The following is a 25,302-nucleotide window of genomic DNA, read 5'->3' as shown; positions in this document are numbered from 1 at the left end:
CTTAACTCCCTGTCGCAATCTTGACCGTTTTATTGTCACGGCTAATCGGTTGAATTTTTTGTTTTTCACGCAGTAAATGCACCCCACCCACCACGACATAGTCCTTTGGCTGTAAACCTGAACGAATGGTAACGCTGTCTCGACCATACTCCCCCACACTGACAGGCACTTTACGAATACTGTTGTCAGCATTCACCACCCAGACATAGGCATTTTTACCCGCAGCAGAAACACTGGCTAACGGTACACTCAACACATTGCTTTCAGTTGAGCTGAAAAACACCCGAGCACTCTGTCCCAGTTGAATCGTATTTTGTCCTTCACGCAAAGCCACTTTGACACTAAAAGTACGTGACTGATCTGCGGCAGGTGAAATTTCACGGACGTAGGAAGCAAAACGTTCATCGGGTTTAGACCACAAGGTGACGATTGCATCCTGTCCAACTTTAATCTGAGCAATCGCTTGTTCAGGCACACCAATTACCACTTCACGATCACCTGAAATGGCCAGTTGAAACGCGGGTTGCCCTGCTGAAATCACCTGTCCAATTTCAATATTACGCTCGGTAATTACGCCGTTTTTATTGGCGATCAGTTGGTTATAACTGGTTTGATTTTGAGTAACGTTATAATTGGCTTGTGCTTGTTTCAAGCTCGATAGTGCGGCTTTATATTGATTTTCAACGCTGTCGTACTGTGAACGACTCACTGCATTACTCGGTAATAATTGCTTAAAGCGTTTGAGTTCATCCTGCGCATTTTTTTCAGCCGCTTGGGCACTTTCTAACTGTGCTTTGGCTGCATTGAGTTGCAACTGGGCATCTTGTACATCTAAGCGTGCTAAAACTTGTCCAACTTTGACTTGGTCACCCACATCGACCAAACGCTCCGTGACTTGTCCCCCAACACGAAAGGACAGTGCCGTTTGTTGGCGGGCTTGCACTTCGCCTGCATAGCTTTTTTGTTCTAGATGCGTGGTATTCGGTTGGCTCACCATTACCAAAGGCACCGACTCTGGTTCGGTCGTGTCTTTGCTACATCCCCACAAGGTGATACTACACACCACCATCATACTTGCCACAAGGGTCTGAATTTTGCTCATGAGGTCTGCTCTTCTTCCATAACCACCAATTAATCAGGCACAATATCCAGACTTAACTTGGTTATTTTTTAATTAATATACTGCATAGTACACTAATTAAAGATATGCTCAGATGTAAATGACTTTTTGAACTTTTTTTAGGAAAATGTGTGCAAGCTTCAGCAGGACGTCCCAAAGATTTAGAAAAACGGCAACGTATTTTGGAGGTGGCACGTCAGTTGTTTTTACAACATGGCTACCACGGCTCCAACATGGACCATATTGCCAAGGAAGCGCACGTCACCAAACTCACGGTATATAACCATTTTCAGGACAAAGCCAATCTGTTCAGTTGTGCAATTGAGGAAACCTGTGAAAAGCTGATGCTGGGACGTTCATTTCAATTGCAACGTGCCGAAGACTTTATGCCCATGCTCGAACAGATTTGTGCGCTATCGATGCATATTATTAACTTGCCTGAGGCCATCAAGCTGGAGTACTTACTATTACAGCTGGCCGCTGAACAAAACCCATTGCTAGAGAACTTCTATAAAGCCTCTCACCTCAAAATGCGGGCGATTTGGGAACAGTTCTTTGACCAAGCTCAGGCCTTAGGCGTTCTTCAGTTTGAACAGGTCAACGAGGTCATCACCTTATTAATGTCTCTGCTGTTTGGATATCGTCACCAAGAAATGTTGTTGGGGATGAATGAAGTGCCCAATGCCGAACAACGCGAGCAACTGATTCAAGAAGCCATTGCGATTTTTTTATTAAAATACCCTTTAAAAACACCTTAAGATCCGGTTAATTAAATTTATATTTTTTATAATTAATTCAAATATTTGGAATTAAAACCCCTCTTTATTTTAAAACAATTGCTTGCCCTAAGTTGTTCATTTGCTTCTAAATTCAGCAATTAATCCCCTACTTTTGTCTGCCCCTACTTGGATTGTCATCGAATCGGGGTATAGTCAAATTAAGAACAACGAGGGAATAATAATCATGATTCAACAAATTGATGCTCCACTACGTGAAGATGTCCGATTACTCGGCAACCTATTGGGTGAAACCCTCAAGGAGCATGCAGGACAAGATTTGTTTAATCAGGTCGAGCAAATTCGGGCCTTATCCAAAGGGGCACGGGATGGTCAAGTTGAAGCCGAAAAGCAGCTGGAACAACTGTTTTTCAGCCTTGAAGATGATGAAATTCTGCCGCTGACACGTGCCTTTACCCACTTTTTGAACTTTGCCAATATTGCGGAGCAATACCATGTGGTCCGTAGCCGTCGTCAAAGTGAATTTGATGAGACCGCACCCTCTCCAAATCCGCTCGACCACCTCTTTGCTAAATTTAAAAATAACGACATTTCAACCGATACGCTGTTCCAGCAAATCTGTGATTTAAATATTGAACTGGTTCTGACCGCTCACCCCACTGAAGTTAGCCGCCGTACCCTGATCCAAAAATATGATGGTATCAACGATGCCTTATTTAAAATGGATCAGCAAAAACTGACCCCTCGTGAACGTCAGACCGTTCTTGAAGATTTAAAACAACTGATCTGTTCGGCGTGGCAGACCGATGAAATTCGTCAACACCGTCCAACCCCAGTCGATGAAGCAAAATGGGGCTTTACTACCATTGAGCAAACCTTATGGAATGCTGTCCCGAAGTTCATGCGTGAACTAGACGACATGGTGATTGAACACTGTGGCCAACGTCTGCCTTTAAATGTCGCACCTGTACGTTTCGCTTCATGGATGGGTGGTGACCGTGACGGCAACCCGAATGTGACACACAACATTACGCAAGAAGTCCTGTGGCTATCGCGTTGGAAAGCGGCTGACCTTTACTTACGTGACATTGAAGACTTGCGTTGGGAACTGTCGATTCAAAACTGTAGCGATGAACTGCGCCAAGCCTTGGGTCAAGACCATCCTGAACCCTACCGTGAATATTTGCGCGATACTCGCGAACGGCTGAAAGCTACGCGCCATTGGCTCGCAGAAAAACTGCGCGGTGCCGATGCCGATGACAGCTTGGTGATTAAAGCCAAAGATGAACTGTTACAACCTCTACTGCTGTGCTATCGCTCTTTGATTGCCAGCAATCTGCCTGAAATTGCCAATGGGAAACTGCTGGACTTTATCCATCGGGTGAACTGTTTCGGGATTGAACTGCTGAAACTGGATATTCGCCAAGAGTCAGGACGTCATCGCCAAGCGATTTCGGCCATTACTGAATATTTGGGTCTGGGTAATTTTGAAACGTGGACCGAACAAGCGCGCCAAAACTTCTTATTACAAGAGCTACAAAGCAAACGTCCGCTGTTGCCGAAGCATTTGAATGAACCTGCACAAAGCTTAATTGAGCAGCCTGAAGTACAAGAAGTATTTGCCACCATGCGCACTTTGGCAGCTCAGCCTCAAGAAAGTTTAGGTGCCTATATTATTTCGATGGCTGAATATCCAAGTGATGTGTTGGCGGTACTGCTTTTGCAAAAAGAAGCGGGTATCCAACACCCTCTACGTGTGGTGCCATTGTTTGAAACATTAAAAGACTTAGATGGCGCCGCAGCCACCATGAATACCCTATTCAATATGCATTGGTATAAACAGCATATTCAGGGCAAGCATGAAGTGATGATTGGCTATTCGGACTCAGCAAAAGATGCAGGCTTTATGTCAGCCAATTGGGCACAGTACCGTGCGCAAGAAGAATTAACCGCGATTGCAAAAACGCATGGCGTACAACTCACACTATTTCATGGTCGTGGCGGTTCCATCAGCCGTGGCGGTGCGCCAACACAACAAGCCTTGTTTTCACAGCCACCTGGCTCGATTTCAGGTGCAATTCGAGTCACTGAACAAGGTGAAATGATTCGCTTCAAGTTTGGCTTAGAAGGCATTGCGCTACAAAACTTAGAGATTTATACCGCTGCCACTTTAGAAGCCACTTTACTTCCACCGCCCGTCCCAAAACCTGAGTGGCGCGAATTAATGCACAGCATGACCGATTTGTCGGTACAAGTGTATCGTCAGACTGTGCGAGAAAACCCGCACTTCGTAAAGTACTTACGTACAGTCACGCCAGAGCTTGAACTGCAAATGTTACCGCTTGGCTCACGCCCTGCAAAACGTAAAGTCACTGGCGGCATTGAGTCCCTACGTGCCATTCCTTGGGTATTTGCGTGGACCCAGATTCGTTTGATGTTACCCGCTTGGCTAGGTACTGGCGCGGCAATTAACCAAGTGATTGATCAAGGTCATAAAGCCACCTTAGATGAAATGCTGGTGGCATGGCCGTATTTCCAAACCCTGATTGATATGTTGGAAATGGTGCTCTCAAAGTCTGATGCTCATGTGGCGCTGTATTATGAGTCGCACCTGACCGATGATGAAGACTTGAAAGTGCTCGGTGAACATCTGCGTCAGCGCTTAAAGTATGCGGTGCAAACCCTCTTGGCGCTTAAAGGTGAGTCTAAACTCCTCAGCAGTAACGAGGTTTTAGATCAGTCGATGAGAGTGCGCAAACCGTATTTATTGCCGCTGCATTTACTCCAAGCAGAGTTAATGAAACGTCGCCGCCGCTACCTAGAAGAGCGTCAGGAAACAAATACACCTGTAGATCATGCACTTATGGTGAGTATCGCCGGTATTGCAGCAGGTCTTCGTAACACAGGATAAAGTTTTAAGCCCGCTCCATTTAAAGCACATCACTATGATGTGCTTTTTTATTGACCGCATGGTCAAACCTTTTATAATTTTTTTTATCAATCCAATCATAAATATTTATGAATGAGCGATTGGCTAAATTTACCAATTAAACCTTGATTTATCATTATTTTTAAAAATAAAAATTTTTACCATGCGGTAAAAAGTTCTGAAAAGTCATGAGATTAGTTTGAACAATTTTTTGTATCACTGATTAAATCTTCTAAAAAACAAGAGTATGATGTGCACAATTTATCTTTAGAGTGCTCAAAAAATGTCCAATTGGTTTCCCAAATGGCGCCCGTACGAAGGCAATATCGATGCACGTCCTGTTGGCACAAGTGAATACCTCCCTGCTTCACAAAGTGCAATTTTAGGTGTTCAGCATGCCTTTGCCATGTTTGGAGCAACGGTTCTTGCCCCTTTCTTAATGGGCTTCGATCCCAACCTTGCCATTTTAATGTCCGGGATTTGTACCATCTTGTTCTTTATTATGACGGGTGGACGTGTTCCAAGCTATTTAGGTTCAAGTTTTGCCTTTATTGGGGTTGTGATTGCAGCAACGGGCTATACCGCATCGGGCACAGGCGCACTCAATCCAAATTTAGCTATGGCGGGCGGCGGTATTATTGCCTGCGGCGTGCTCTATACCTTGTTTGGTTTTATGGTCATGGCAACGGGCACCAAGTGGATTGAAAAACTGATGCCGCCTGTGGTGACAGGTGCTGTGGTGATGATTATTGGTCTCAACCTTGCCCCAGTGACGGTCAAAGGCGTTGCGGGCAATTCCTTTAATATGTGGATGGCACTGGTTACCGTATTATGTATGGGCTCGATTGCAGTCTTTACCCGTGGTTTATTGCAGCGTCTCTTATTATTAATTGGTTTGTTACTGTCTTACTTGGTCTATTTCATCGTGACCAACGTTATGGGCTATGGCACAGCGATTAATTTTGCACCAATTCAACAAGCCGCTTGGTTTGGTTTACCGACTTTTCATGCGCCTGAATTTAATGCCAATGCCATGATGATCATTGCACCAATTGCGTTAATTTTGGTGGCAGAAAACCTCGGTCACATTAAAGCCGTGAGTGCGATGACCGGTGAAAACCTTGATCCGCACATTGGTAAAGCGTTTGTTGCCGATGGTGTCGCAACGACATTAGCAGGCGGTGTCGGCGCACCAGGCATGACCACCTATGGTGAAAACATTGGAGTCATGGCAGTCACACGAGTTTACTCGACCATCATTTTTGCCATCGCAGGTGTGTTTGCCATTTTCTTGGGTCTGTCACCGAAATTTGGTGCCATCATCCATACCATTCCGACCGCGATTTTAACCGGTGCGTCGATTGTAGTGTTTGGTTTGATTACCATCGCGGGTGCAAAAATTTGGATTGAAAACAAAGTCGATTTTTCACAGAACAAAAACCTGATGGTCGCAGCAGTCACCATCATTTTAGGTACAGGTGATTTTGCCTTACAAATTGGCAACTTTAACTTGGGTGGTATTGGTACTGCTACGTTTGCAGCGTTGTTCTTAAACTGGTTCTTCAGCTTAGGGCAAAAAGATTAATCTATCTGATATTTTGATTATCCATTGTTGATCGCAGCCTTCGGGCTGCTTTTTTTGGTCTAATGCTCTGACTCCTATTACACCTAAAGGTATGTCTCAAAACGCAAAAAGGACTAAGATAAAGCAACATTTTCCGCTTTGACCCTGCCATGCGCCTTGATTTTTTTGATCTGCAATTGTTTATCAATATCCTGAGTACAGGCAGTTTGACCAAAGGTGCAGAACGTTCCGCCATTTCTTTACAAGCCGCCAGTGAGCGGATTAAAAAATTAGAACAGCATTTTGAAGTGAGTTTATTTACCCGCCATGCAACTGGGGTAAAAGCGACCCTTGCTGGACAAACCTTTGCGGAACATGCGCAGCACTTACTGCAACAACAGCAGCAATTACAACAAGCCATGCTGCCCTTTGCTCACAGTGCAACGAGCAACATTATATTGTGGTGCAACTCATCGGCGCAGAGTGAGTACTTACCTCATTTATTGCCGCAGTATTTAATGGAAAATCCGAAGCTCCATATTGAATTAAAAGAAGCCGAAACCAATGACATCATTCAGGCCCTCAGTACAGGTACGGCGCAGTTGGGGCTGATCTCTGGTTTTTTTGATGCAGGGCAGCTTGAAACTCAAGAGTTTGCTGAAGACCCGTTGGTACTGATCTGCCCAAGCCAGCATCCACTTGCCACTGCGGCTCAACTGGAGCTGGGTGAATTATTGCAACATCCGTTTGTGGGCCTCATGCAATATCACTCCTTACAACAGTCCATAGAAGCGCAAGCCAAACGCTTAGGCTGTGACATCCATTATCGTCTACGGGTGCCGAACTTTGCCGCGATCGCCCAAGTCGTCGCCAATGGCGTCGGCATTGCGATTATTCCCAAACGGGCAGCACTGCGTTTAAAAGTGCAGTATGACTTTCAGCAGATTGAACTCTTAGGCAAATGGGCCAACCGCAAGTTGCTGTTAGCAGCACGGTGTTTTGATCAGCTCCCCGCAGATTATCAACGCTTTAGTCAATTCCTCTTGAGCCAACATGACCAACTCATGCCGCATTAAAGCCAGCCCAGTTGATGTAAAACCATATAACTGCCAAATAAGACTAGGCCCACAAAAAACACCTTACGAAAGGCCTGCTCAGGGATGCGGTAGCGAATTTTAGTGCCCAACCACATTCCGAGCAATGCAGGAAGCAGAGCGATCAACGACAGTTGATAGTCAATGGGAGTGTCTTCAACAGGATTTAGATGTAAATACACAGCAAGACATAAAGTTGAAACGGTAAAGGCAAGGCCGAGCGATTGTACCAAATCATCCCGTTTCAAATGCAAGGACTGCAAATATGGAACCACGGGAATCACCACCACCCCTGTCGCCACCGTCAAAGCACCGCCCAAATAGCCCATGATTGGTGATAAATATTTTTCATACGGGGCTAAGTTGGGCATGTTTTTGGCAAACAAACCATATAGACCATAAATGGCCAACATCCCGCCCAACAGCGCTTCACTTTGAAATTCGCCATGTCCAAGTGTAGGAAAAACACTCCAAACTGAACCAATGATCATGCCCACCAGCAATGGCCAAAAGCGTTGTACCAGTCGCAGTACACGCCCTTCTGCAAACAATTGCCAGAAGTTCGTAACCATGGAAGGGATTATGAGCAAAGTTGCCGCTTGAAATGGACTAATCACCAAAGATAAAAGTCCCATCGACACGGCGGGCAAACCTAGGCCAATGGTGCCCTTAATCATGCCTGCGACAGCAAAAACAAAAATAACAAAAGCAAGCATGACGCTTCTCTCTAAACACTTAGCGCCATGCTATAAAATTTAAATCTGGGCTCATATCACTGTTTTTAGAAGTAAGCCTCAACCAAAGATTGAGGCTTACTGGAAAGAATGGTCTGGACTCAACTGTTATTGAATCCAGATGTGATGCGCTGTAATTCTGCTTAGTATTTGAAATTTAGGCTGAAGCGGAAAGTACGTGGATCGCCCCAGCTCACCAATTGTGCATTTGGCGTGGTTCCGACTAAATACTCTTTATCAAACAGGTTTTTTACGCTGAATTTTGCGCCCCAATTTTTAGCTTCATAGCCAGCACTGACGTCGTACAGCGTATAGCTCGATAGCGGTACATAATCAGTCCCACGTTGTGCTGTACGCTCGCCTTGATAATTCGCACTGGCACCAATATTCCAGCCCAATTGCTCATCAGCAAAGAAGTATTGGGTTGATAAAGAGGCGGCATTTTTAGGCACATGGTTAATTCGCTTGCCAATATCGCTGCTAGTTTCACTTTCAGTAATTTTGGCTGTAGGAATATAACTATAGGTTGCGGTCAGGTTCCATTGATCAGTTAGAGCAGCTGATAACTCTGTTTCAAAGCCCTTTGTGACTTGCTCACCTGTTTGAATTGAAAAATTCCCTGAAGCATCTGCTTCTGTGACATTCTGACGAGTTAAATCATAATAAGCCACATAGCCTTGCAGTCTTTGATTCAGCCCTTGGAACTTCACACCAACTTCATATTGTTCCCCTTCTTCTGGGTCCAGCAGCGTACCATCTGCACCAGCATCACTCACAGGAAAGAAAGAGGTTGCATAACTGATATATGATGCAAACATATCATTGATACGGTACATCACCGATGCACTACCCGTAAAAGCATTATCTGAGTTTTTAGTTGTTGTATTTGTTAAGATATTGTCAATTTCAACTTGAGTCCAGTCATGGCGTCCAGAGAGCCCAATAATCCAGTCATCATCAATTTTAATGGTGTTTCTTAAATACAAACCTGCATATTGGCTATAGGTGATTTCTTCCGTTGGCACACCTACTTTTTTGATACTTATATTTCCATAACTTGGATTATTTACATCAAAATCATTGATCGTATCTGTTCGACGATAATAATCACTACGCTCACGCATCATATCTAAACCAACCATTACATCATAGTTTATATGCTCGAAATTGAAATTTCGCTGTAAATTATTATCTAAGGTATAATTAATATCTTGTTTATCTTGATTGTTGATTGCTCGTTTAATTGTAGGTAATGTACTTCGACCAGATGCTAAAATCGAATCACCCAATGTCTCGGTTTTAGTCACAGCAAAGTTTTGTTTAAAAGTCCAAGCATTATCAAAATAATGTGCATAGTTCGAACCTAAACGATAAACATCAACGTCATAGCCATAGTCAGGATCGCCAAAGAACAGGCTATGTGAATATTTCTTATAATTTCCACCACTATATGGAATACCCTGTTGACGGACATATTCACGGCGCTGGTAACTGGCGATGACAGACAAATCATCTTTGTCGCCTAAGTCAAAATTATAAGACGGCGCAATATAATAATTTTTAAAATAAACATGATCTGTTGGATCATCCTGATCAGACACTCTCCCAACAACACGAAACGCCCCTTTATCAGTATTATTTGGTGCATAATTAAGATCGAAAGTTCCTTCTTTTAAACCATAACTACCGTAGCTTAATGTGCCTTTATAAGCAGTTTCTGCTTGTGGCCGCTTTGTGGTCAAATTGACTAAACCGCCCGGCAAAGCTAAACCAAAACCTACAGATGTAGGACCTTTCACCACTTCAATCGACTCAAGACCCGAGATATCTTCTGCTCTTAAAACATTGTCCGATGCTTGTATGCGTAAACCATCAATATACGTTTGCGAACTCGAAACCTGCCCACGAATAATAAAGTCATCCCAACCACGGCGACCATACTGTCCTGCGGTGACCCCCGCTACACCCTGCAAAGCTTCAGACAGTGTTTTCGCTTGTTTCTGTTCGAGTTGTTTTTCACTAATCACGCTGATCGATTGTGCTGTTTCAAACAGCGGTGCGTCTGAACGCAAAACAGCTGATGCATTTTTTGCTGCATATGCTTTTTCATCTGCATCTTGGGCTTCAAATTGCAAAGTCGGTAAAACTTGGGATGATGCTGTTTCCTGTGTCTCACCCTGAGCAAACGCTGCTGTAGGCATCACGGCCAGAATGGATAAGCTCAAAGAAGAAATATGAAAACGCATAACATCGATCAACAGACAGAAAGAATGCCAATTATAATCATTTTCATTTGGAAGCCTATTTATTAATAAAATTTAACAATAAATTTAATTGTTAAACCTCATTAACATTATTAATAAGCACTTTAATAACTCAGCCTAAAAACACCATCGGCTTTAGGTTTCATGTGTTATTGGACTGTTTTGATCAATAAGAGGTATACAAAACTCAGCCTTCGCTTTCATCCACAGGGTCGGTTTTATATTGATCTTCCAGCACATTACTGAAAATACTTTCAATCATCCAGACGCGATACAGACTATTAAAGACATAGCTCTGCCCATCCACACGCAGTTCAATCACGGGGAAATCAGGCTGGGACTTCATTTCACAGAGCATGTCATTTTCTTGAAGCTTGGCTTCTACATCTTCGGTGATCAATGCTGTGATTTCCAATTCTTGCATCAGTTGATCAAAATGCGATTTAAAGGATAAATCTTTGCCTTGGGTCCAAACGGCTTTCAAAATCCGATACATGGCATCAACGCGCTGCTCTTCAGGCACGCTATAAAATAACTGTGCCATCGCCAAAGTGGCTGCTTGCGTCGGACGGCAAAACGGTGTGAATTTGATTTCTGTCCGTTTGGATAAACGCGTTGCCAAACTCCAATCAAACCCATCTCGACCGTGATAACTGAGCGGGTAGACATTGAGCTGAATATTATAATAATCGGCCAGTTCTTCTTTAATATAAGCCAATAACAACCATGAAATTGGATCTTCCAGCGCAACGTATAAGTCTAACTCTGGATCGAGCGCCTGAATTTCATTTAACTCTTCAGCATCACTAATCAAATGCTCACGCCAATCAATATGATTGATCAAAAAAATGGGGTTATCGGTAAATAATTTTTGTTGTTTTAAACGGCGCGTTAAACGCAGCAGATCATCGACGGCATGATACTGACGGTCACCGAGCTGGAAGTAACTAGCCAGTACCGCATCATCATTAAAAATACGTTCTGGAAAATGTTGCTCTTGATGATGACGGCTGGCCATCGCATATAAGGTGCGCAGCTTACCTTCTTGTTTTTGCCACAGCATGTGAAACACATCTTCAAGCAAATACAAAAAGTCCTGCCCACGCAGCGGCGTATGCCGCAAAATGGTTTCTGCTTGGCTCAATGCCTCTGGACTGGGTTGTTCTGGCGTGTCGTGAAAGCTAAAACGGTGCTGACGCGACAGAATTTTAGCATCATTTAAACAATAAGTTTGCCACTCCAAAGCCGACATTTGGTTCGGGGGTTCAGCAGCTTGACTAGAAATGACCACCTTCAATGGCTTCAGTTCGTCCGCTAAAATTTCTTCAATTTGTGGTAACTGCTGAACCGCTAAATAGCTATATACATCGTCGAGGCGTAAATGAATACTCAAGCCTTGTTCTGTAGATACGACCGTTTGACGAATCGGTTTTTGATAAAACCAACGCGATCGAATCGGATCGAACCATCGACGCAACAGTGACATGAGCAAAGCCTCTAAATTAAACCCTTGAAAGTACTACAAGGGTTTATATCAATTCACAGCAAAATGATCAATTAGACATCTAAATTTAGATCAGTTACCGCGCCTTTTTCCGCACCTGTGGTCAGTTTTGCAAACTTGGCCAAAGCCCCATAACGATAATTCGGCTGTGGTTTCACCCACGCGGCTTGACGCGCTGCGGCCTCTTCTGCCGAAATATGCCACGTCATTTCGCGGGTTTCTGCATTGATTGAGATTTTATCGCCATTTTGCACTAAACCAATTGGCCCACCTTCATAGGCTTCTGGGGTCACGTGACCAATGACAAAACCATGACTGCCACCAGAGAAACGACCATCGGTGATCAGCGCCACAGATTTACCGAGTCCTTTACCAATTATCGCTGAGGTCGGTTTCAGCATTTCAGGCATGCCCGGTCCACCTTTAGGCCCTTCACCACGAATCACCACCACTTCACCCGCTTGAACTTCGCCATCTAAAATGCCACGCATCGCGCCGATTTCACCTTCAAAGACACGTGCGGGCCCTTCAAAGTACAGGCCTTCTTTGCCGGTAATTTTAGCCACAGCACCTGTTGGAGAAAGATTACCCTTGAGCACCACTAAGTGAGAGTCTTTTTTAATTGGCGCGTCGAACGGTAAAATAATCTGCTGACCTTCTGGATAGTCTTCAACTTCAGCCAAATTTTCCGCCAAGGTCTTTCCAGTGACCGTTAAACATGAACCATCGAGCATGCCAGTATCAAGCATTCGCTTCATCAGCGGTTGAATGCCCCCAATCGCGATCAGCTCAGACATCAAATATTTGCCAGATGGACGCACATCGGCCACTACGGGAATATCTTGCCCGATACGGACGAAATCATCCAAACTCAGCTCAACCCCAGCAGTATGTGCCATTGCCAGTAAGTGCAGCACACCATTGGTCGAACCACCCAAGGCAATCAGCACTTTAATTGAGTTTTCAAATGCAGCTTTGGTCATAATATCGCGTGGTTTCAGGTCTAAGCGCAGTAAATTCATCACCGCTTCACCTGCTTTTTGACAGTCGATCCGCTTGTCATCAGAAACCGCTTCTTGTGCAGAGGAACCCGGCAAACTCATGCCCAAGGCTTCAATCGCAGAGGCCATCGAGTTTGCAGTGTACATGCCACCACAGGAACCCGGTCCTGGCAGCGCCACTTCTTCAATCTGTTTGACTTGAATGGCACTAATTTCACCTTTGGCATGCTGCCCCACAGCTTCAAAGACTGAAATCATGTCGGTATGCCCTGCGCCCGGCTTAATTGTACCGCCATAGACAAACAAACCCGGACGGTTTAAACGGGCCAAGCCCATGATGCAACCCGGCATGTTTTTGTCACAGCCACCAATGGCAATCACCCCATCATAGGCCTGACAGCCCACCACGGCTTCTATCGAGTCTGCAATAATTTCGCGGCTCAACAATGAATACTTCATGCCTTCGGTGCCGTTAGAAATGCCATCTGAAATAGTGATGGTATTAAAAATAATGCCTTTTCCGCCGGCTCGATTGACCCCTTTCTCAGCCTCACGTGCCAAACCATCAATGTGCATATTACACGGCGTGACATTGGCCCACGTCGAAGCAATACCGACAAAGGGACGAGTAAAGTCGGAATCTTTAAAGCCTGTGGCACGCATCATGGAACGTGCGGGTGCATTTTCGATGCCTTCATAAACAGGAGCTGAATGTTCGCGGATATTGTCTTTACTCATTGTATTTGTCCTTAGCGATGGCGGCGTATTGCTCTACAGTCTTGGCAATTTTTTCTGTTTTTATTGTATAGAAAGCAGGCTAGACATAAAAGTACAATGAGACTTTTGAGTCAATCCCCATCAAGCTCTTCACGGTCTTAATATATTGATCTTGAATCCATCAGGTTGTCTGATACACGGAAACGTCGTCCGCAACCTGCATAGCCGATTCAATGGGCGGTTTTTTTCAAGGCATTCTTTTAGATGCAGAAAATAAACAGGTTTTGCGGACGATCAATGGTTTTGCCTACTTTTGCCGAAACAAAAGTAGGTCGAACCGAAGGTTATCAACTGCAATTTGAGAAACCTATTTAAGACTCCATTGTGCTGAACCAATGACTTTTAAATAAAAAGCACCCCAAATGGAGTGCTTTTTTAATCAGTCAAAGACTACAGCTTAAATTTCACGTACCGCACCTTTAGACGCACTCGTGGTATGCATCGCATAAGCTTTTAAGGCTTTAGACACTTTACGTGGACGTTGTTCAGCAGGTTGCCAGCCTTTGGCTTCTTGCACTTCACGGCGCGCAGCCATGGTTGCTTCATCCACCGCCAAGTGAATACTACGGTTTGGAATATCGATCTCGATACGGTCGCCATCTTCCACCAAACCAATTGCACCACCTTCAGCTGCTTCAGGAGACACGTGACCAATCGATAGACCTGAAGAACCACCCGAGAAACGACCATCGGTGAGTAAAGCACAGTCTTTACCAAGGCCTTTCGATTTTAAGTAACTGGTTGGATACAACATTTCTTGCATACCCGGACCACCACGCGGACCTTCATAACGAATCACCACCACATCACCAGGAGTGATTTTTCCACCTAGAATCGCCTCTACCGCTGCATCTTGGCTTTCAAACACACGTGCCGTGCCGTTGAATTTCAAGATGGAATCATCCACACCCGCTGTTTTCACAATACAGCCTTCAAGTGCGATATTGCCGTACAGCACAGCCAAACCACCATCTTGAGAGAAGGCATGTTCAGCATTACGAATCACGCCGTTGTCACGGTCACCATCTAAACGAGAGTAGTAACGGTCTTGTGAAAATGCGGTTTGCGTCGGCACACCACCCGGTGCTGAACGGAAGAATTGATACACGTCTTCGTCTTCTGTACGGATGATGTCCCACTTGTCCAAAGCATCTTTTAAGGTTTTTTCATGCACAGTCGGTACAGACGTATCCAATAGCCCTGCACGGTCTAACTCACCCAAGATCGACATGATACCACCTGCACGGTGTACATCTTCCATGTGCACGTCTTGTTTTGCAGGTGCAACTTTACATAACACAGGCACTTTACGTGACAAACGGTCAATGTCGGTCATGGTAAAGTCAACTTCTGCTTCATGCGCCGCTGCCAACAAGTGTAAAACGGTATTGGTTGAACCGCCCATTGAAATATCAAGGGTCATGGCATTTTCAAAGGCTGCTTTGGTGGCAATTGAACGCGGCAACAAGCTGTAATCGTTTTGTTCGTAATGGCGTTTGGTAATTTCAACGATCAACTGACCCGCACGTTCGAATAGTTTTTTACGATTCGCATGTGTCGCCAAAGTTGAACCATTGCCCGGAAGCGATAGTCCCAACGCTTCGGTTAAACAGTTCATTGAGTTTGCAGTGAACATGCCTGAACATGAACCACAGGTTGGACAAGCTGAACGTTCGTATTCCGCGACTTCTTCATCGGTAAAACTGTCATCGGCTGCCACAATCATGGCATCAACCAAGTCAATCGCGTGTTCATTGCCACGGATTTTCACTTTACCCGCTTCCATCGGCCCACCAGAGACGAACACCACAGGAATATTCAAGCGCATAGACGCCATCAACATGCCCGGAGTGATTTTGTCACAGTTTGAAATACACACCATCGCATCAGCACAGTGCGCATTGACCATGTATTCCACTGAGTCCGCAATCAAGTCACGTGAAGGCAATGAATACAGCATGCCATCGTGTCCCATCGCGATCCCATCATCGACCGCAATGGTATTAAATTCTTTAGCTACGCCGCCTGCCGCCTCAATTTGGCGTGCTACAAGTTGACCTAAGTCTTTTAAATGAACGTGACCCGGTACAAATTGAGTGAATGAGTTGACTACCGCAATAATCGGCTTACCAAAGTCTTCATCTTTCATCCCCGTTGCGCGCCATAAGCCACGCGCACCCGCCATGTTTCTTCCGTGTGTTGATGTTTTTGAACGATAGTCAGGCATTGTACTTTTCCAACATAGTTGTGCTTGAGATGAATGTCCACATTCACTCTGGCTAAAATCTGAGTTCTGAGAGTGTCAAACTGTCAAAAATTTAAACATAACATATTCACATTCTGCGTAAATCTCGTTTTTAGGCATCTCGACCTAAATTATCGAAGGCAGTAAGTTTGCGTGCTACATTTTAACCGATGAGCTGACATTCAATTACATATGGAAACTACTATAACCCGTTCAATCGCCTTGCAATACAAAACTTCTATGAATAATTTTTAAATTTTGCATGAGTTTTATTTATATGAAATACAGATTTTGAGCGATGCGCTATCAAGGAGCCTTGCGCTATTTTTTGAATAAAACTCTCGCACATCATCTAGTTAGAACTACTCTATCGGCTTTTTATGCAGGATAAATCTGTAGCTGCTCGAGTTTTGCTATAATTGTTTTAATCTTCTCCTTTTTTCCGAGTATTTCTTGAAAATCATCTTTGCAGGCACGCCCGAATTTGCGGCTGTGGCATTAGACGCTCTCCTAAAAACAGAACACGAAATTGTAGCCGTCTATACGCAACCTGACCGTAAAGCAGGTCGTGGGCAGAAACTTACTGCTTCAGCCGTGAAGCAGTTGGCTTTAGCACATGATATTCCTGTCTATCAACCGCTGCATTTTAAGTCTTCAACAGAAGAAGGTCTGGCTGCTCAAGCTGAACTTAAGGCCTTAAATGCAGATGTAATGGTGGTGGCTGCTTATGGCCTGATCTTGCCGCAAGTGGTTTTGGATACGCCTAAATATGGCTGTTTGAACATTCACGGTTCACTGTTGCCCCGCTGGCGGGGTGCAGCGCCTATTCAACGCGCAATTTCTACTGGAGATACCGAAACTGGGGTCACCATTATGAAAATGGCCGCAGGTTTGGATACGGGCGATATGATGTATAAAACCTACTGCCCGATTGAAGCTACAGATACCTCTGCAAGCTTGCATGACAAATTGGCACAACAAGGGGCCGAAGCGACGGTCAAAGTTTTAGCCTCTGAAAGCACATTGCAGCACTATTTAGACAACCGCGAAGTGCAAGATGAAGCTTTGACAGTCTATGCAAACAAACTCTCTAAGGCTGAAGCGCAAATTGATTGGACTTCAACAGCGGTGCAAATTGACCGTAATATTCGCGCATTTAACCCATGGCCTGTCGCATTTATCGCACTGGATGAAAGCAATAATCTGCGCGTTTGGGGTTCGATGTTGTCTCAAGAAAATGCCCAAGCTCAAGCTGCAGGGACCATTTTAGCCATTGATAAACAAGGTGTTCATGTCGCTTGTGGCGATGAACATGCGGTGTGTTTAAGCTCTCTGCAATGGCCGGGTGGTAAACCCCTAAATGCCGTACAAATTTTACAAACCCAAAAACTGAATATTGGACAAATTTTATAATGAAACAATCTCCCCACGCCTCAGGTAAGACCCTAAACTTACGTGCTCAGGTTGTTAAAACGTTATTGGCTGTCCAAAATGGTCAATCACTGGCATCGGTGCTTCAGCAACACATGGCGATTGTGTCTGACAAAGACCGTGCCTTGTACCATGAGTTAGTTCTTGGTTGCTTACGCCAATGGCATGCGCTTAAACAAGTGACTTTACCGTTGTTGACTAAGCCACTGGAAAACCAAGTCGTTGAAACTTGTTTATATGTGGGTTTATACCAATTGCTGTGTACCCGCGTTGCAGCGCATGCCGCGATTTCTGAAACGGTAGAAGCAGCCAAACAATTGGGTATGGAAAGTTTAAGCGGTGTGGTGAATGCTATTTTGCGCCGGGCAACACGTGAAACGGAACAGTTCTACGATGTCTTAGAACAAGCCTCAAATCTGCCTAGTTGGTTATCCAAACGTTTGAAAAAGGACTGGGGCGAGCAACTGGCTGAAATTAGCTACGAGCTGAAACAAGTTGCGCCCTTAACCTTAAGAGTGAACACCTTACAAGTCAGCCGTGACGAATATCTTGAAATTTTAGAAGATGAAGGCATTGAAGCACACGCATGTGAACTTTCAAATGTTGGCATTGTGCTGGATGACAGTCTGCATATCCCAAGCCTACCGGGTTTTGAAGTAGGTGGTTTTTCAGTACAAGATGAACATGCGCAACTCTGTGCAACTTTGTTACCCGACTTAAATGGCAAATTCGTAATTGATGCCTGTGCAGCACCTGGCGGCAAGACAGCGCATATTTTAGAGATGTATCAGCCGAAAAAACTGATTGCGCTCGACCAAGATGAAAAACGCTTAAAACGTGTCTCTGAAAACTTAGAGCGTTTGGCTTTAAATGAAAAGTATGTCGACATTATCGCTGCCGATGCGGTGAAATGGACCTCGCCTGAGCTTGCAGATTGTATCGTACTGGATGCACCCTGTTCTGCCATTGGTGTGATTCGGCGCCATCCCGATATTCGTTTACTGCGTCAGTCAGGGGATATTGCCAAAACGGTACAACTGCAAAAGCAGATTCTTGAAAATATGTGGCAACAACTCAAAGTGGGTGGCACATTGCTGTACATCACCTGCTCGATTTTGAAAGCAGAAAATGAACAGCAAATGGTCGACTTCTTTGCTGAACATACGGATGCGAAAGAAATTAAAATTGATGCCGATTGGGGTATTGAGCAGATTCATGGTCGCCAACTACTCCCACAAGTAGGGCGTGGCGATGGTTTTTATTATTGTCGCATTGAAAAGATTTAAAAATAAAAGGAGCTGAAAGGCTCCTTTTTTCATGGAGAACTGGTATGGGTCTAGGTTTGACCTAAACTTATACTTTTAAGTGATGCAGTAAGTATTTTTACTGATTGCGTACTATCGTTTAGTCATGCAGTCAAACACATTAAATAGCAAAAATTGATAAACCCTTCATTTTCTGTTTAATTATATATCAGCGTAATCGTAGCCTGTGCCTGAACCAGCGTTGCTGGTACAGTATCGACATTTGAATAGTAACGCGCTTTAAATGCTTTAGAAACCGTACCACCAGAACCAATGGTCCCAAAACGGCTTTGTTGCACAAAGATTTGAAATGCAAAGCGCCCCTAATTGAGCCAAATTTTAAGGCGTACCTTTTCAGTAAAATAAAATAGACATAAAAAATCCCATACACTCAGGCATTGGATTTTTTTATTGGTGGTTGGGTATTTTGCTTGTGAATTGTACTTAGACTCAATCTTCTTTAATCCTCATCTACATAAATATTAAAACGCCGTGTACCATGCTTTCCGTGCGGAAATTGATTTGAGCTATTCAGCCACCATATCCGATAATTTTGCACCAGCAATGACTAATCCAAATGAAATATTAGTCAATAGTATTTCTTCTGGTTCGGGTGGTTCAAATATCAAAATTAGACTAACTGATACATCAAATGCTCCCATTCCAATCAGTCCTTTAAATCTGAATAATAAGTTTACATTTGGAACACTGAAGAACTCGAAAAGTGTATCTAAAGCCTTAAAGGCATCCTACTATGCCGAGACTGTTCCCGTAACACCAGGAATTGTGAAAAGTATTGCGACAGTTAACTTAATCTACGATTAATTAATTGAATCCCAGCACAGGCCATTATTAGGTCAGTGCTACTGCTCTCTTAAAGCTGTCTAATTCTTACTTAAACCTGTTAAAAATCCATAAAAAACCGAGTGACATTCACTCGGTTTTTTTATCGTTCACTGATTTCACATGAAATCAATGAATTGCCTTTCTCATCCAATATTACAACGTATGCTGGTCTTTCACTTCTTCAAGAACATCATCGAGCTCTTCTGGATTTTTCATCAAGTGGAGAATAGACAACACAAGTCCTCCCCAAACAAACAACATCGAAATCACCATCATTACGATTGCTGAAGTATTCATTTTTTTCTCCTAGCGATCTTTAACTTTACTGAGTACGATTGCGACGACGGCACAGAAAATCACACTGCCCCAACCAAATGGCCCTTGCAGACTCATGCTATAAGTATCGTAACCATTTTTCACCAAATTAAATAACGTCATACTCAACGTCGTTAATAACACGAGTGAAGTAATCACGGTCAAGGTAAATGCCCAACCCTTACCGAGTTGAATGGTAGAAATACGGTTTACGTGATCACGCAGCTCAATCAATGCTGAACGCTTAAACCAAGTAATACAAAGAATAGAAACAAGCGCGCCACCCACAATGCCAATGTTATTGATAAAGTGATCCACGATATCTACCAATTTAATCGCATTCACACTTGAGAATAAGATCACTGAAACCAGTGCACTACCACCACCGATAATGGTAACTGCTTTTTTACGGCTCCATTTTAACTTATCCTGCATCGCTGCAATTGGCACTTCCAAGATACTAACCATAGAAGAAATACCGGCAACAAATAATGATGAGAAGAACAATAGACCGAATAAATCAGCACCTGCACCAAGACTTGAAATGATTTTCGGGAAAGCAATAAATGCCAAACCGATACCACCACTCACCACATCTTGAACTTCTTTGCCTGCGGTATGCGCCATAAAGCCCAATGCAGCAAAAATACCAATACCCGCCAAAATTTCAGTTGAAGCATTGGCAAAACCAACGATCAGCCCCGAACCAGTCAAGTTGGTCTTTGGCTTTAGGTAAGATGCATAAGTCACCATGATCCCGAAACCTACAGAAAGTGAGAAGAACGTATGACCATAAGCTGCTAACCAAACTTTATAGTCCATCATCGCTGCCCAGTTTGGCGTAAAGAAAGCATTTAAGCCTTGAACCGCACCAGGTAAACGTAAAGATTGAACAACAAGGATAGTGAACAAGACGAACAGTAAAGGCATGAAAATCTTGTTCGATAATTCAACACCTTTTTTAACCCCACCATAAAGAATGATGAGTGTTAATGCCCAAATTCCCACGATTGGCCAGAATAGATGACTAACAAACTGAAAATCAAAACCTGAAGCTTTTGAAGTTTGTAGGTAAGTATTAAAGAAGAAGCTTTCAGGATCACCACCCCACGCTTGCCCGATCGAAAAATAAATATAACTTCCCGCCCAAGTCAAAACACTAGCGTAATATAAACCGATGATAATACAGACACAGACTTGCCACCAACCTAATGTTTCACCGCCTTTAAACAAAGAACGATAAGCTTTCGGTGGAGAATTACGAGCACGATGACCTGTGGCATAATCTAAAAATAAAAGCGGTAAACCCGCAGTGATAAGTGCCAATAAATACGGGATAAGAAAGGCACCACCACCATTTTCATAAGCAACATATGGAAAGCGCCAGATATTACCTAAACCTACAGCTGAACCTACAGCTGCAATAATAAAACCAGATCGTGATGTCCAGTTTTCACGAGAATCTGCCATAGAACACCTAATATATTCATGTGGCACTTTTCAAACTGCGTTCACTTGTTATTATCCAACAGAGAGAAAAGTACCGTAAAAATCTTGTTTTGCTTGCATGAAAGTTCAACCTTGTGGGTCTCTTATTTCCATGTACAAACAAGCAAAAACCAAACCATCTTCCTTAAAGATTGGATTTTGTTTTTCTGCTTTTAATAGCTGAACAATACCTGTTTTTATTTCTTTTTACTGTAAATTCCTGACGAAAAAATCACACTTTTCGAGCGATTGATTATTTTTCAACTCAGTCAATAGTTGACCTTATAGTCAAATGATAAATTTAAGATACAGAAAACTATTAGGTGCAGAATCACAAGGTCTACCTGAATAATCTATTGCTTGATCGCCAGCAACCGTTCTTCCTGCATATCTCGAATCGCGGATTGAATTCCCTCTCGACCCAAGCCTGAGTCTTTCACACCGCCATACGGCATATTATCGACACGGAAGGTTGGCACATCATTGATAATTACACCTCCTACATGTAAATGGTCCCATGCATACAACATTTTATTGAGATTTTGTGTATAAACTCCTGCTTGTAATCCAAAACGACTTTGATTAATTGTTGCAATTCCTTGCTCGAAATCCTTATATTTTTCTAAAATAGCAACAGGGCCAAATGCTTCATCTTTATAAATTTCTAACTTTGAATCAACATTTTCCAATAAGGTAGGTTCAAAACAAACACCATCTAAAACACCACCAACAAGTATTTTTGCACCTTTCTTCTCGGCTTTATCAATCCATTTTTTCAGTCGAATCGCTTCAGCTTCTTTAATCATTGGACCGACCAACGTCGTTGCTAAGCTTGGATCATCAACTTTAATCTTTTTTAATTTTGCGATTAATTTCTTTTTTAGATCCGCATAAATATCAGCATGCACTAAAATCCGCTGCACGCTGATACAAATCTGACCTGCATGACCATAAGCTGCACCAATTAAACGGTCAATCAAAGCATCATCAATGATTGCATCCGCCTCAATCATCACCGCAGCATTACCCCCCAATTCAAGCGTAACCTTTTTACGACCTGCTCTCGCTTTCATATCCCAGCCGACTTGATCAGAACCCGTAAAGCTGAGCAACTTAAAACGATCATCGGTAACTAAAATATCCGCCGCTTGGCGATCGCAAGGCAATACTGACCAAGAATCTTTAGGCAAATCTGTTTCGGCCAATACCTCTGCAATTTTAAGCGAACTAATTGGCGTTAAACTTGCTGGTTTCAGTACAAAAGGACAACCCGCTGCAATTGCAGGTGCGATCTTATGCGCCACTAAATTCAAAGGAAAATTAAATGGACTAATTAAGGAAACTGCGCCAATCGGCACCTGTTTAACCATCCCACAATAACGAGAAGCTGCTGGTGTTACAGCTAAAGGTATTATTCGACCATCATCCATTTGAGTCACTGCATCCGCAGCCAATTGGAAGGTATTAATCAGCCGTTCAACCTCAGCACTTGCTGCACCACGAGGCTTGCCGCCTTCCGCAATCAAAATCTCAGTCAATTCACCACGCAATTCATTGAACCGTTTCACGCAATGCAACAATATTTTTTGTTTTTCAAACGGTTTTAAAGCAGCCATTTCAGCTTCAGCTTTAACAGCTGATGCAATTGCCTTTTCTAGTGTTTTAGCATCAGCCAAAGCAACTCGTGCGAAAACCTGAGCCTGATATTTATGATGTACATCTAACCACGCTGCTGTTTTTACCGCTTTACCAGCCAAATATAATGGATATTCAACAACGTTTTCTTGCTCTTTCATTTCTTATTCTCTTTTCAAAAAAATAAAATTAGACTACTGCATAATTTTACAGATCACTATATGATTCGCCCAATCTATGATGAATTCACAACAATTCATTATGGTTTATGCTCATAAATTAGGACTATATGATGAAAATTTTAAAAATATCGATGCTTGCTTTAGGAACAAGCCTTTGTGGTTTAGCACAAGCAGATGTTATTGGTGTCAAAGGTGATGTGAGCTACTGGGCATACGACGGTAAAGCAAATATGGCAACCCAAACTTCTGCTCAAGATCAAGACCTTGACCGTAAAGGGGCTGCGCAAATTTCTCTTGCTGTTGAACACCCTGTTCCATTAATTCCAAATGCAAAAATCCGTTATGTGAATTTAAAAACACAAACTGAAAATGAAGTTTTAGGTCAACCTGTTTATGACTTAGATATCGATCATACCGATTTCATTCTATATTATGAAATTCTCGATAACGTTGTGAATGCAGATGTTGGTTTTGGTGCAACCAATTTGAATGGCGATGTCAAAACGTTGAATTTAACAAAAACTGATATCGATAAAACCATTCCAATAATCTACGGTTCAGCTGGGGTCAAACTACCGTTTACAGGTTTGAGTGCTAAAGGCGAGTTACTCTACAGCAACTTTAATGATGCTAAAATCACAGATGCCCAAGCAGAATTACAATATAACTTTATTGATAATTTATTGGTCGATGTAGGATTGAAAGCAGGCTACCGTATCTTAAACATCGAATTAGATGATTATGAAAAAAATGATCTTAAATTTGATTTTAAAGGGCCATATGTTGGTTTAGACATTCATTTCTAAATCAAATTAATGAAAAAGCGGAGTCTGGTGATTCCGCTTTTTTTATTATCAAGTATATATTTGCCATGTAAGCTTAAGCCTACAACCATCGTCGTCATTGGCGAATAGTTCAATTGAAAACTTTGCCCTATCATATAAAACATAAAGAGACAGGAAGTCTCATTGAAAATAACAAGATACGCAGGAAGCGGTCGTTGATAAGGAATTTAAACGACAAGAAACTGAATACTAAGAAGCCCCGTCAGGATGATGGGGCTTCTTTTTATTTATCATTTTATGCGTGATTTAAAGACTTTTAAGATAAGCAATTACTTCATCATGCTCTGCCATTTCTGCAAGCTGCAGCGCAGTATATTCGCCTTTATAAGCCACATTTGCCCCTTTACTCACCAGTAGCTTCACCACCGCCAAATGATCATTTTCGGCGGCAGCCTGTAATGCACTATAGCCTTCGTCATCAGTCTGGTTTGGGTCTATACCGTCAGCCAATAATTGTTCGACTTGTTCCATATCGCCAAGAGAAGCCCAATAGACCAGTTCAGGCAAATTAAGTTCTTCATCATCTTCTGAGAATGGAGAGAAAGAGTTGAGTTTCATAATAATTCTCTTTAATAACCTTTCAAATTAATAATTCTCAACGATAAATTCGCCATGAGATTCAGCAACAAGAAATTGAACCACATTTTCACGTGTCTCTAGAACCCATACACCTGTAAATTCTGGTGTCCGTATTACAGTAAAATACAGCTTAAAAAGATCACGGATGGAACTTATACCATCCCTTACTACTAAAGCAAAATCTTCCCATTCTTTATTGTTGCCCCAAGGATTATCAGCGTGTAAATATTTTCCTAATCGATCATACAATTTAATAAACTGATTTTTGTCAAAGAATTTTCCTGTTTTTCTATCAAAATGCCAAGTCCCATTCTCTAACTTCTCAGTTGGTAACAAAGGTATAGGGTAAAAGTCAGAATTTATTCCACTTAAAGCTTTTAAAATTGAGCTGGCTTTATAATCTTTTGTATAGTCAGGATTTTTATCAGCTTGAGCACGATATTCTTGATATTTAATTTTATTTGGGGCGATCGAAGCTAAAGCAAATATTTCTAATGCTTTACGTAAATGTAATATTGAGGATTCTAAATCTAATAAATCTTTGATTTCGAAATATGACTCTATAAGACTTTCACACTTCTGTAATCTAAAAAGTGCCTCGTTTACTTTATCAGTATAAATTTTTTGTAAATCTTTCATTTTAATATCTGTTTAAAATTCAAACAATATATTACTTTCGCAATAAAAAACACCCCTAACCGTTAAGTT

At 42.7% G+C, this 25,302-nt stretch carries 20 protein-coding genes; 8 read left to right on the top strand and 12 right to left on the bottom strand.

Annotated features, from left to right (window positions below):
* Position 1: 1 nt before the first annotated feature.
* The gene (locus ACY3FQ_RS16270) at positions 2-1,102 is read right to left on the bottom strand and encodes an efflux RND transporter periplasmic adaptor subunit (protein WP_419381029.1); all 1,101 of its coding nucleotides are present in this window, start codon (positions 1,100-1,102) and stop codon (positions 2-4) included.
* 149 nt (positions 1,103-1,251) lie between these two features.
* Here ACY3FQ_RS16270 and ACY3FQ_RS16265 point away from each other — a divergent pair, with 149 nt between their 5' ends.
* The 4 genes from ACY3FQ_RS16265 (at position 1,252) to ACY3FQ_RS16250 (ending at position 7,426) form a co-directional block, all read left to right on the top strand.
* Complete coding sequence (locus ACY3FQ_RS16265; protein ID WP_419381028.1) at positions 1,252-1,878, top strand: TetR/AcrR family transcriptional regulator; 627 nt, start codon at positions 1,252-1,254, stop codon at positions 1,876-1,878.
* A 205-nt stretch (positions 1,879-2,083) separates the two neighbouring features.
* Positions 2,084-4,768, top strand: a complete 2,685-nt coding sequence (ppc, locus tag ACY3FQ_RS16260) for a phosphoenolpyruvate carboxylase (RefSeq protein ID WP_114837489.1) — start codon at positions 2,084-2,086, stop codon at positions 4,766-4,768.
* A gap of 301 nt (positions 4,769-5,069) precedes the next feature.
* Positions 5,070-6,371, top strand: a complete 1,302-nt coding sequence (locus tag ACY3FQ_RS16255) for a solute carrier family 23 protein (protein WP_058951473.1) — start codon at positions 5,070-5,072, stop codon at positions 6,369-6,371.
* 149 nt (positions 6,372-6,520) lie between these two features.
* Positions 6,521-7,426 (top strand): LysR family transcriptional regulator, encoded by a 906-nt coding sequence (locus tag ACY3FQ_RS16250; RefSeq protein ID WP_114837491.1) that lies wholly within the window; start codon positions 6,521-6,523, stop codon positions 7,424-7,426.
* On the opposite strand, the gene ACY3FQ_RS16245 is transcribed toward ACY3FQ_RS16250, so the two are convergent.
* The 5 genes from ACY3FQ_RS16245 to ilvD (ACY3FQ_RS16225) all read right to left on the bottom strand — a co-directional run bounded on the left by ACY3FQ_RS16245 (position 7,423) and on the right by ilvD (ACY3FQ_RS16225) (position 15,951).
* The gene (locus tag ACY3FQ_RS16245) at positions 7,423-8,160 is read right to left on the bottom strand and encodes a sulfite exporter TauE/SafE family protein (protein ID WP_062031789.1); all 738 of its coding nucleotides are present in this window, start codon (positions 8,158-8,160) and stop codon (positions 7,423-7,425) included. The genes ACY3FQ_RS16250 and ACY3FQ_RS16245 overlap by 4 nt on opposite strands.
* A gap of 161 nt (positions 8,161-8,321) precedes the next feature.
* Positions 8,322-10,424: a TonB-dependent siderophore receptor gene (locus ACY3FQ_RS16240; protein ID WP_489774366.1), complete on the bottom strand. Its 2,103-nt coding sequence runs from the start codon at positions 10,422-10,424 to the stop codon at positions 8,322-8,324.
* Between the two features lie 205 nt (positions 10,425-10,629).
* Entirely contained in the window at positions 10,630-11,928 is a 1,299-nt protein-coding gene (locus ACY3FQ_RS16235; protein WP_114837538.1) for a hypothetical protein, read from the bottom strand.
* A 71-nt stretch (positions 11,929-11,999) separates the two neighbouring features.
* Positions 12,000-13,685 carry a dihydroxy-acid dehydratase gene (ilvD, locus tag ACY3FQ_RS16230; RefSeq protein WP_489774365.1) on the bottom strand — a complete coding sequence of 562 codons (1,686 nt, stop codon included), beginning with the start codon at positions 13,683-13,685 and terminating at the stop codon, positions 12,000-12,002.
* A gap of 436 nt (positions 13,686-14,121) precedes the next feature.
* Positions 14,122-15,951 carry a dihydroxy-acid dehydratase gene (ilvD, locus tag ACY3FQ_RS16225; protein ID WP_279691290.1) on the bottom strand — a complete coding sequence of 610 codons (1,830 nt, stop codon included), beginning with the start codon at positions 15,949-15,951 and terminating at the stop codon, positions 14,122-14,124.
* A gap of 471 nt (positions 15,952-16,422) precedes the next feature.
* Here ilvD (ACY3FQ_RS16225) and fmt point away from each other — a divergent pair, with 471 nt between their 5' ends.
* Positions 16,423-17,382 (top strand): methionyl-tRNA formyltransferase, encoded by a 960-nt coding sequence (gene fmt / locus ACY3FQ_RS16220; protein ID WP_125275116.1) that lies wholly within the window; start codon positions 16,423-16,425, stop codon positions 17,380-17,382.
* Positions 17,382-18,686 carry a 16S rRNA (cytosine(967)-C(5))-methyltransferase RsmB gene (gene rsmB, locus ACY3FQ_RS16215; protein WP_125275117.1) on the top strand — a complete coding sequence of 435 codons (1,305 nt, stop codon included), beginning with the start codon at positions 17,382-17,384 and terminating at the stop codon, positions 18,684-18,686. The genes fmt and rsmB overlap by 1 nt, the downstream gene beginning before the upstream one ends.
* A gap of 176 nt (positions 18,687-18,862) precedes the next feature.
* Here rsmB and ACY3FQ_RS16210 read toward each other — a convergent pair whose 3' ends face one another.
* Entirely contained in the window at positions 18,863-19,003 is a 141-nt protein-coding gene (locus ACY3FQ_RS16210; protein WP_171455691.1) for a hypothetical protein, read from the bottom strand.
* Positions 19,004-19,226: 223 nt separating this feature from the next.
* Between ACY3FQ_RS16210 and ACY3FQ_RS16205 the strand changes: the two genes are divergently transcribed.
* A complete protein-coding gene (locus ACY3FQ_RS16205) occupies positions 19,227-19,529 on the top strand; it encodes a fimbrial protein (RefSeq protein ID WP_279692790.1) in 303 nt (100 codons plus the stop codon).
* Positions 19,530-19,703: 174 nt separating this feature from the next.
* On the opposite strand, the gene ACY3FQ_RS16200 is transcribed toward ACY3FQ_RS16205, so the two are convergent.
* The 3 genes from ACY3FQ_RS16200 to ACY3FQ_RS16190 all read right to left on the bottom strand — a co-directional run bounded on the left by ACY3FQ_RS16200 (position 19,704) and on the right by ACY3FQ_RS16190 (position 23,149).
* Positions 19,704-19,847, bottom strand: coding sequence for a methionine/alanine import family NSS transporter small subunit (locus tag ACY3FQ_RS16200; protein ID WP_004691882.1), 144 nt, complete (start codon positions 19,845-19,847; stop codon positions 19,704-19,706).
* 9 nt (positions 19,848-19,856) lie between these two features.
* Positions 19,857-21,335, bottom strand: a complete 1,479-nt coding sequence (locus tag ACY3FQ_RS16195) for a sodium-dependent transporter (RefSeq protein ID WP_125275087.1) — start codon at positions 21,333-21,335, stop codon at positions 19,857-19,859.
* A gap of 371 nt (positions 21,336-21,706) precedes the next feature.
* A complete protein-coding gene (locus tag ACY3FQ_RS16190; RefSeq protein ID WP_125275086.1) occupies positions 21,707-23,149 on the bottom strand; it encodes an aldehyde dehydrogenase family protein in 1,443 nt (480 codons plus the stop codon).
* A 131-nt stretch (positions 23,150-23,280) separates the two neighbouring features.
* Between ACY3FQ_RS16190 and ACY3FQ_RS16185 the strand changes: the two genes are divergently transcribed.
* Positions 23,281-23,976, top strand: coding sequence for a TIGR04219 family outer membrane beta-barrel protein (locus ACY3FQ_RS16185; RefSeq protein ID WP_125275085.1), 696 nt, complete (start codon positions 23,281-23,283; stop codon positions 23,974-23,976).
* 285 nt (positions 23,977-24,261) lie between these two features.
* Here the strand turns inward: ACY3FQ_RS16185 and ACY3FQ_RS16180 are convergent, their stop codons facing one another.
* The gene (locus ACY3FQ_RS16180; RefSeq protein WP_125272768.1) at positions 24,262-24,573 is read right to left on the bottom strand and encodes an ankyrin repeat domain-containing protein; all 312 of its coding nucleotides are present in this window, start codon (positions 24,571-24,573) and stop codon (positions 24,262-24,264) included.
* A gap of 27 nt (positions 24,574-24,600) precedes the next feature.
* Complete coding sequence (locus tag ACY3FQ_RS16175) at positions 24,601-25,233, bottom strand: hypothetical protein (RefSeq protein WP_201952971.1); 633 nt, start codon at positions 25,231-25,233, stop codon at positions 24,601-24,603.
* Positions 25,234-25,302 lie beyond the last annotated feature (69 nt).

This window comes from Acinetobacter sp. AB03, from assembly GCF_058107045.1.
The sequence above is the reverse complement of the archived record's forward strand: the minus strand, read 5'-3'. Positions and strand labels throughout refer to the sequence as shown.

What these genes read in the sequence shown, in the direction of transcription:
- ACY3FQ_RS16250 (WP_114837491.1), top strand. Translation starts at nt 6,521, where the DNA reads ATGCGCCTTGATTTTTTTGATCTGCAATTGTTTATCAATATCCTGAGT.
- ACY3FQ_RS16270 (WP_419381029.1), bottom strand. Translation starts at nt 1,102, where the DNA reads ATGAGCAAAATTCAGACCCTTGTGGCAAGTATGATGGTGGTGTGTAGT.
- rsmB (WP_125275117.1), top strand. Translation starts at nt 17,382, where the DNA reads ATGAAACAATCTCCCCACGCCTCAGGTAAGACCCTAAACTTACGTGCT.
- ACY3FQ_RS16185 (WP_125275085.1), top strand. Translation starts at nt 23,281, where the DNA reads ATGAAAATTTTAAAAATATCGATGCTTGCTTTAGGAACAAGCCTTTGT.
- ACY3FQ_RS16245 (WP_062031789.1), bottom strand. Translation starts at nt 8,160, where the DNA reads ATGCTTGCTTTTGTTATTTTTGTTTTTGCTGTCGCAGGCATGATTAAG.
- ACY3FQ_RS16255 (WP_058951473.1), top strand. Translation starts at nt 5,070, where the DNA reads ATGTCCAATTGGTTTCCCAAATGGCGCCCGTACGAAGGCAATATCGAT.
- ACY3FQ_RS16180 (WP_125272768.1), bottom strand. Translation starts at nt 24,573, where the DNA reads ATGAAACTCAACTCTTTCTCTCCATTCTCAGAAGATGATGAAGAACTT.
- ppc (WP_114837489.1), top strand. Translation starts at nt 2,084, where the DNA reads ATGATTCAACAAATTGATGCTCCACTACGTGAAGATGTCCGATTACTC.
- ACY3FQ_RS16175 (WP_201952971.1), bottom strand. Translation starts at nt 25,233, where the DNA reads ATGAAAGATTTACAAAAAATTTATACTGATAAAGTAAACGAGGCACTT.
- ACY3FQ_RS16240 (WP_489774366.1), bottom strand. Translation starts at nt 10,424, where the DNA reads ATGCGTTTTCATATTTCTTCTTTGAGCTTATCCATTCTGGCCGTGATG.
- ACY3FQ_RS16235 (WP_114837538.1), bottom strand. Translation starts at nt 11,928, where the DNA reads ATGTCACTGTTGCGTCGATGGTTCGATCCGATTCGATCGCGTTGGTTT.
- ilvD (WP_489774365.1), bottom strand. Translation starts at nt 13,685, where the DNA reads ATGAGTAAAGACAATATCCGCGAACATTCAGCTCCTGTTTATGAAGGC.
- ilvD (WP_279691290.1), bottom strand. Translation starts at nt 15,951, where the DNA reads ATGCCTGACTATCGTTCAAAAACATCAACACACGGAAGAAACATGGCG.
- ACY3FQ_RS16200 (WP_004691882.1), bottom strand. Translation starts at nt 19,847, where the DNA reads ATGAATACTTCAGCAATCGTAATGATGGTGATTTCGATGTTGTTTGTT.
- ACY3FQ_RS16195 (WP_125275087.1), bottom strand. Translation starts at nt 21,335, where the DNA reads ATGGCAGATTCTCGTGAAAACTGGACATCACGATCTGGTTTTATTATT.
- ACY3FQ_RS16190 (WP_125275086.1), bottom strand. Translation starts at nt 23,149, where the DNA reads ATGAAAGAGCAAGAAAACGTTGTTGAATATCCATTATATTTGGCTGGT.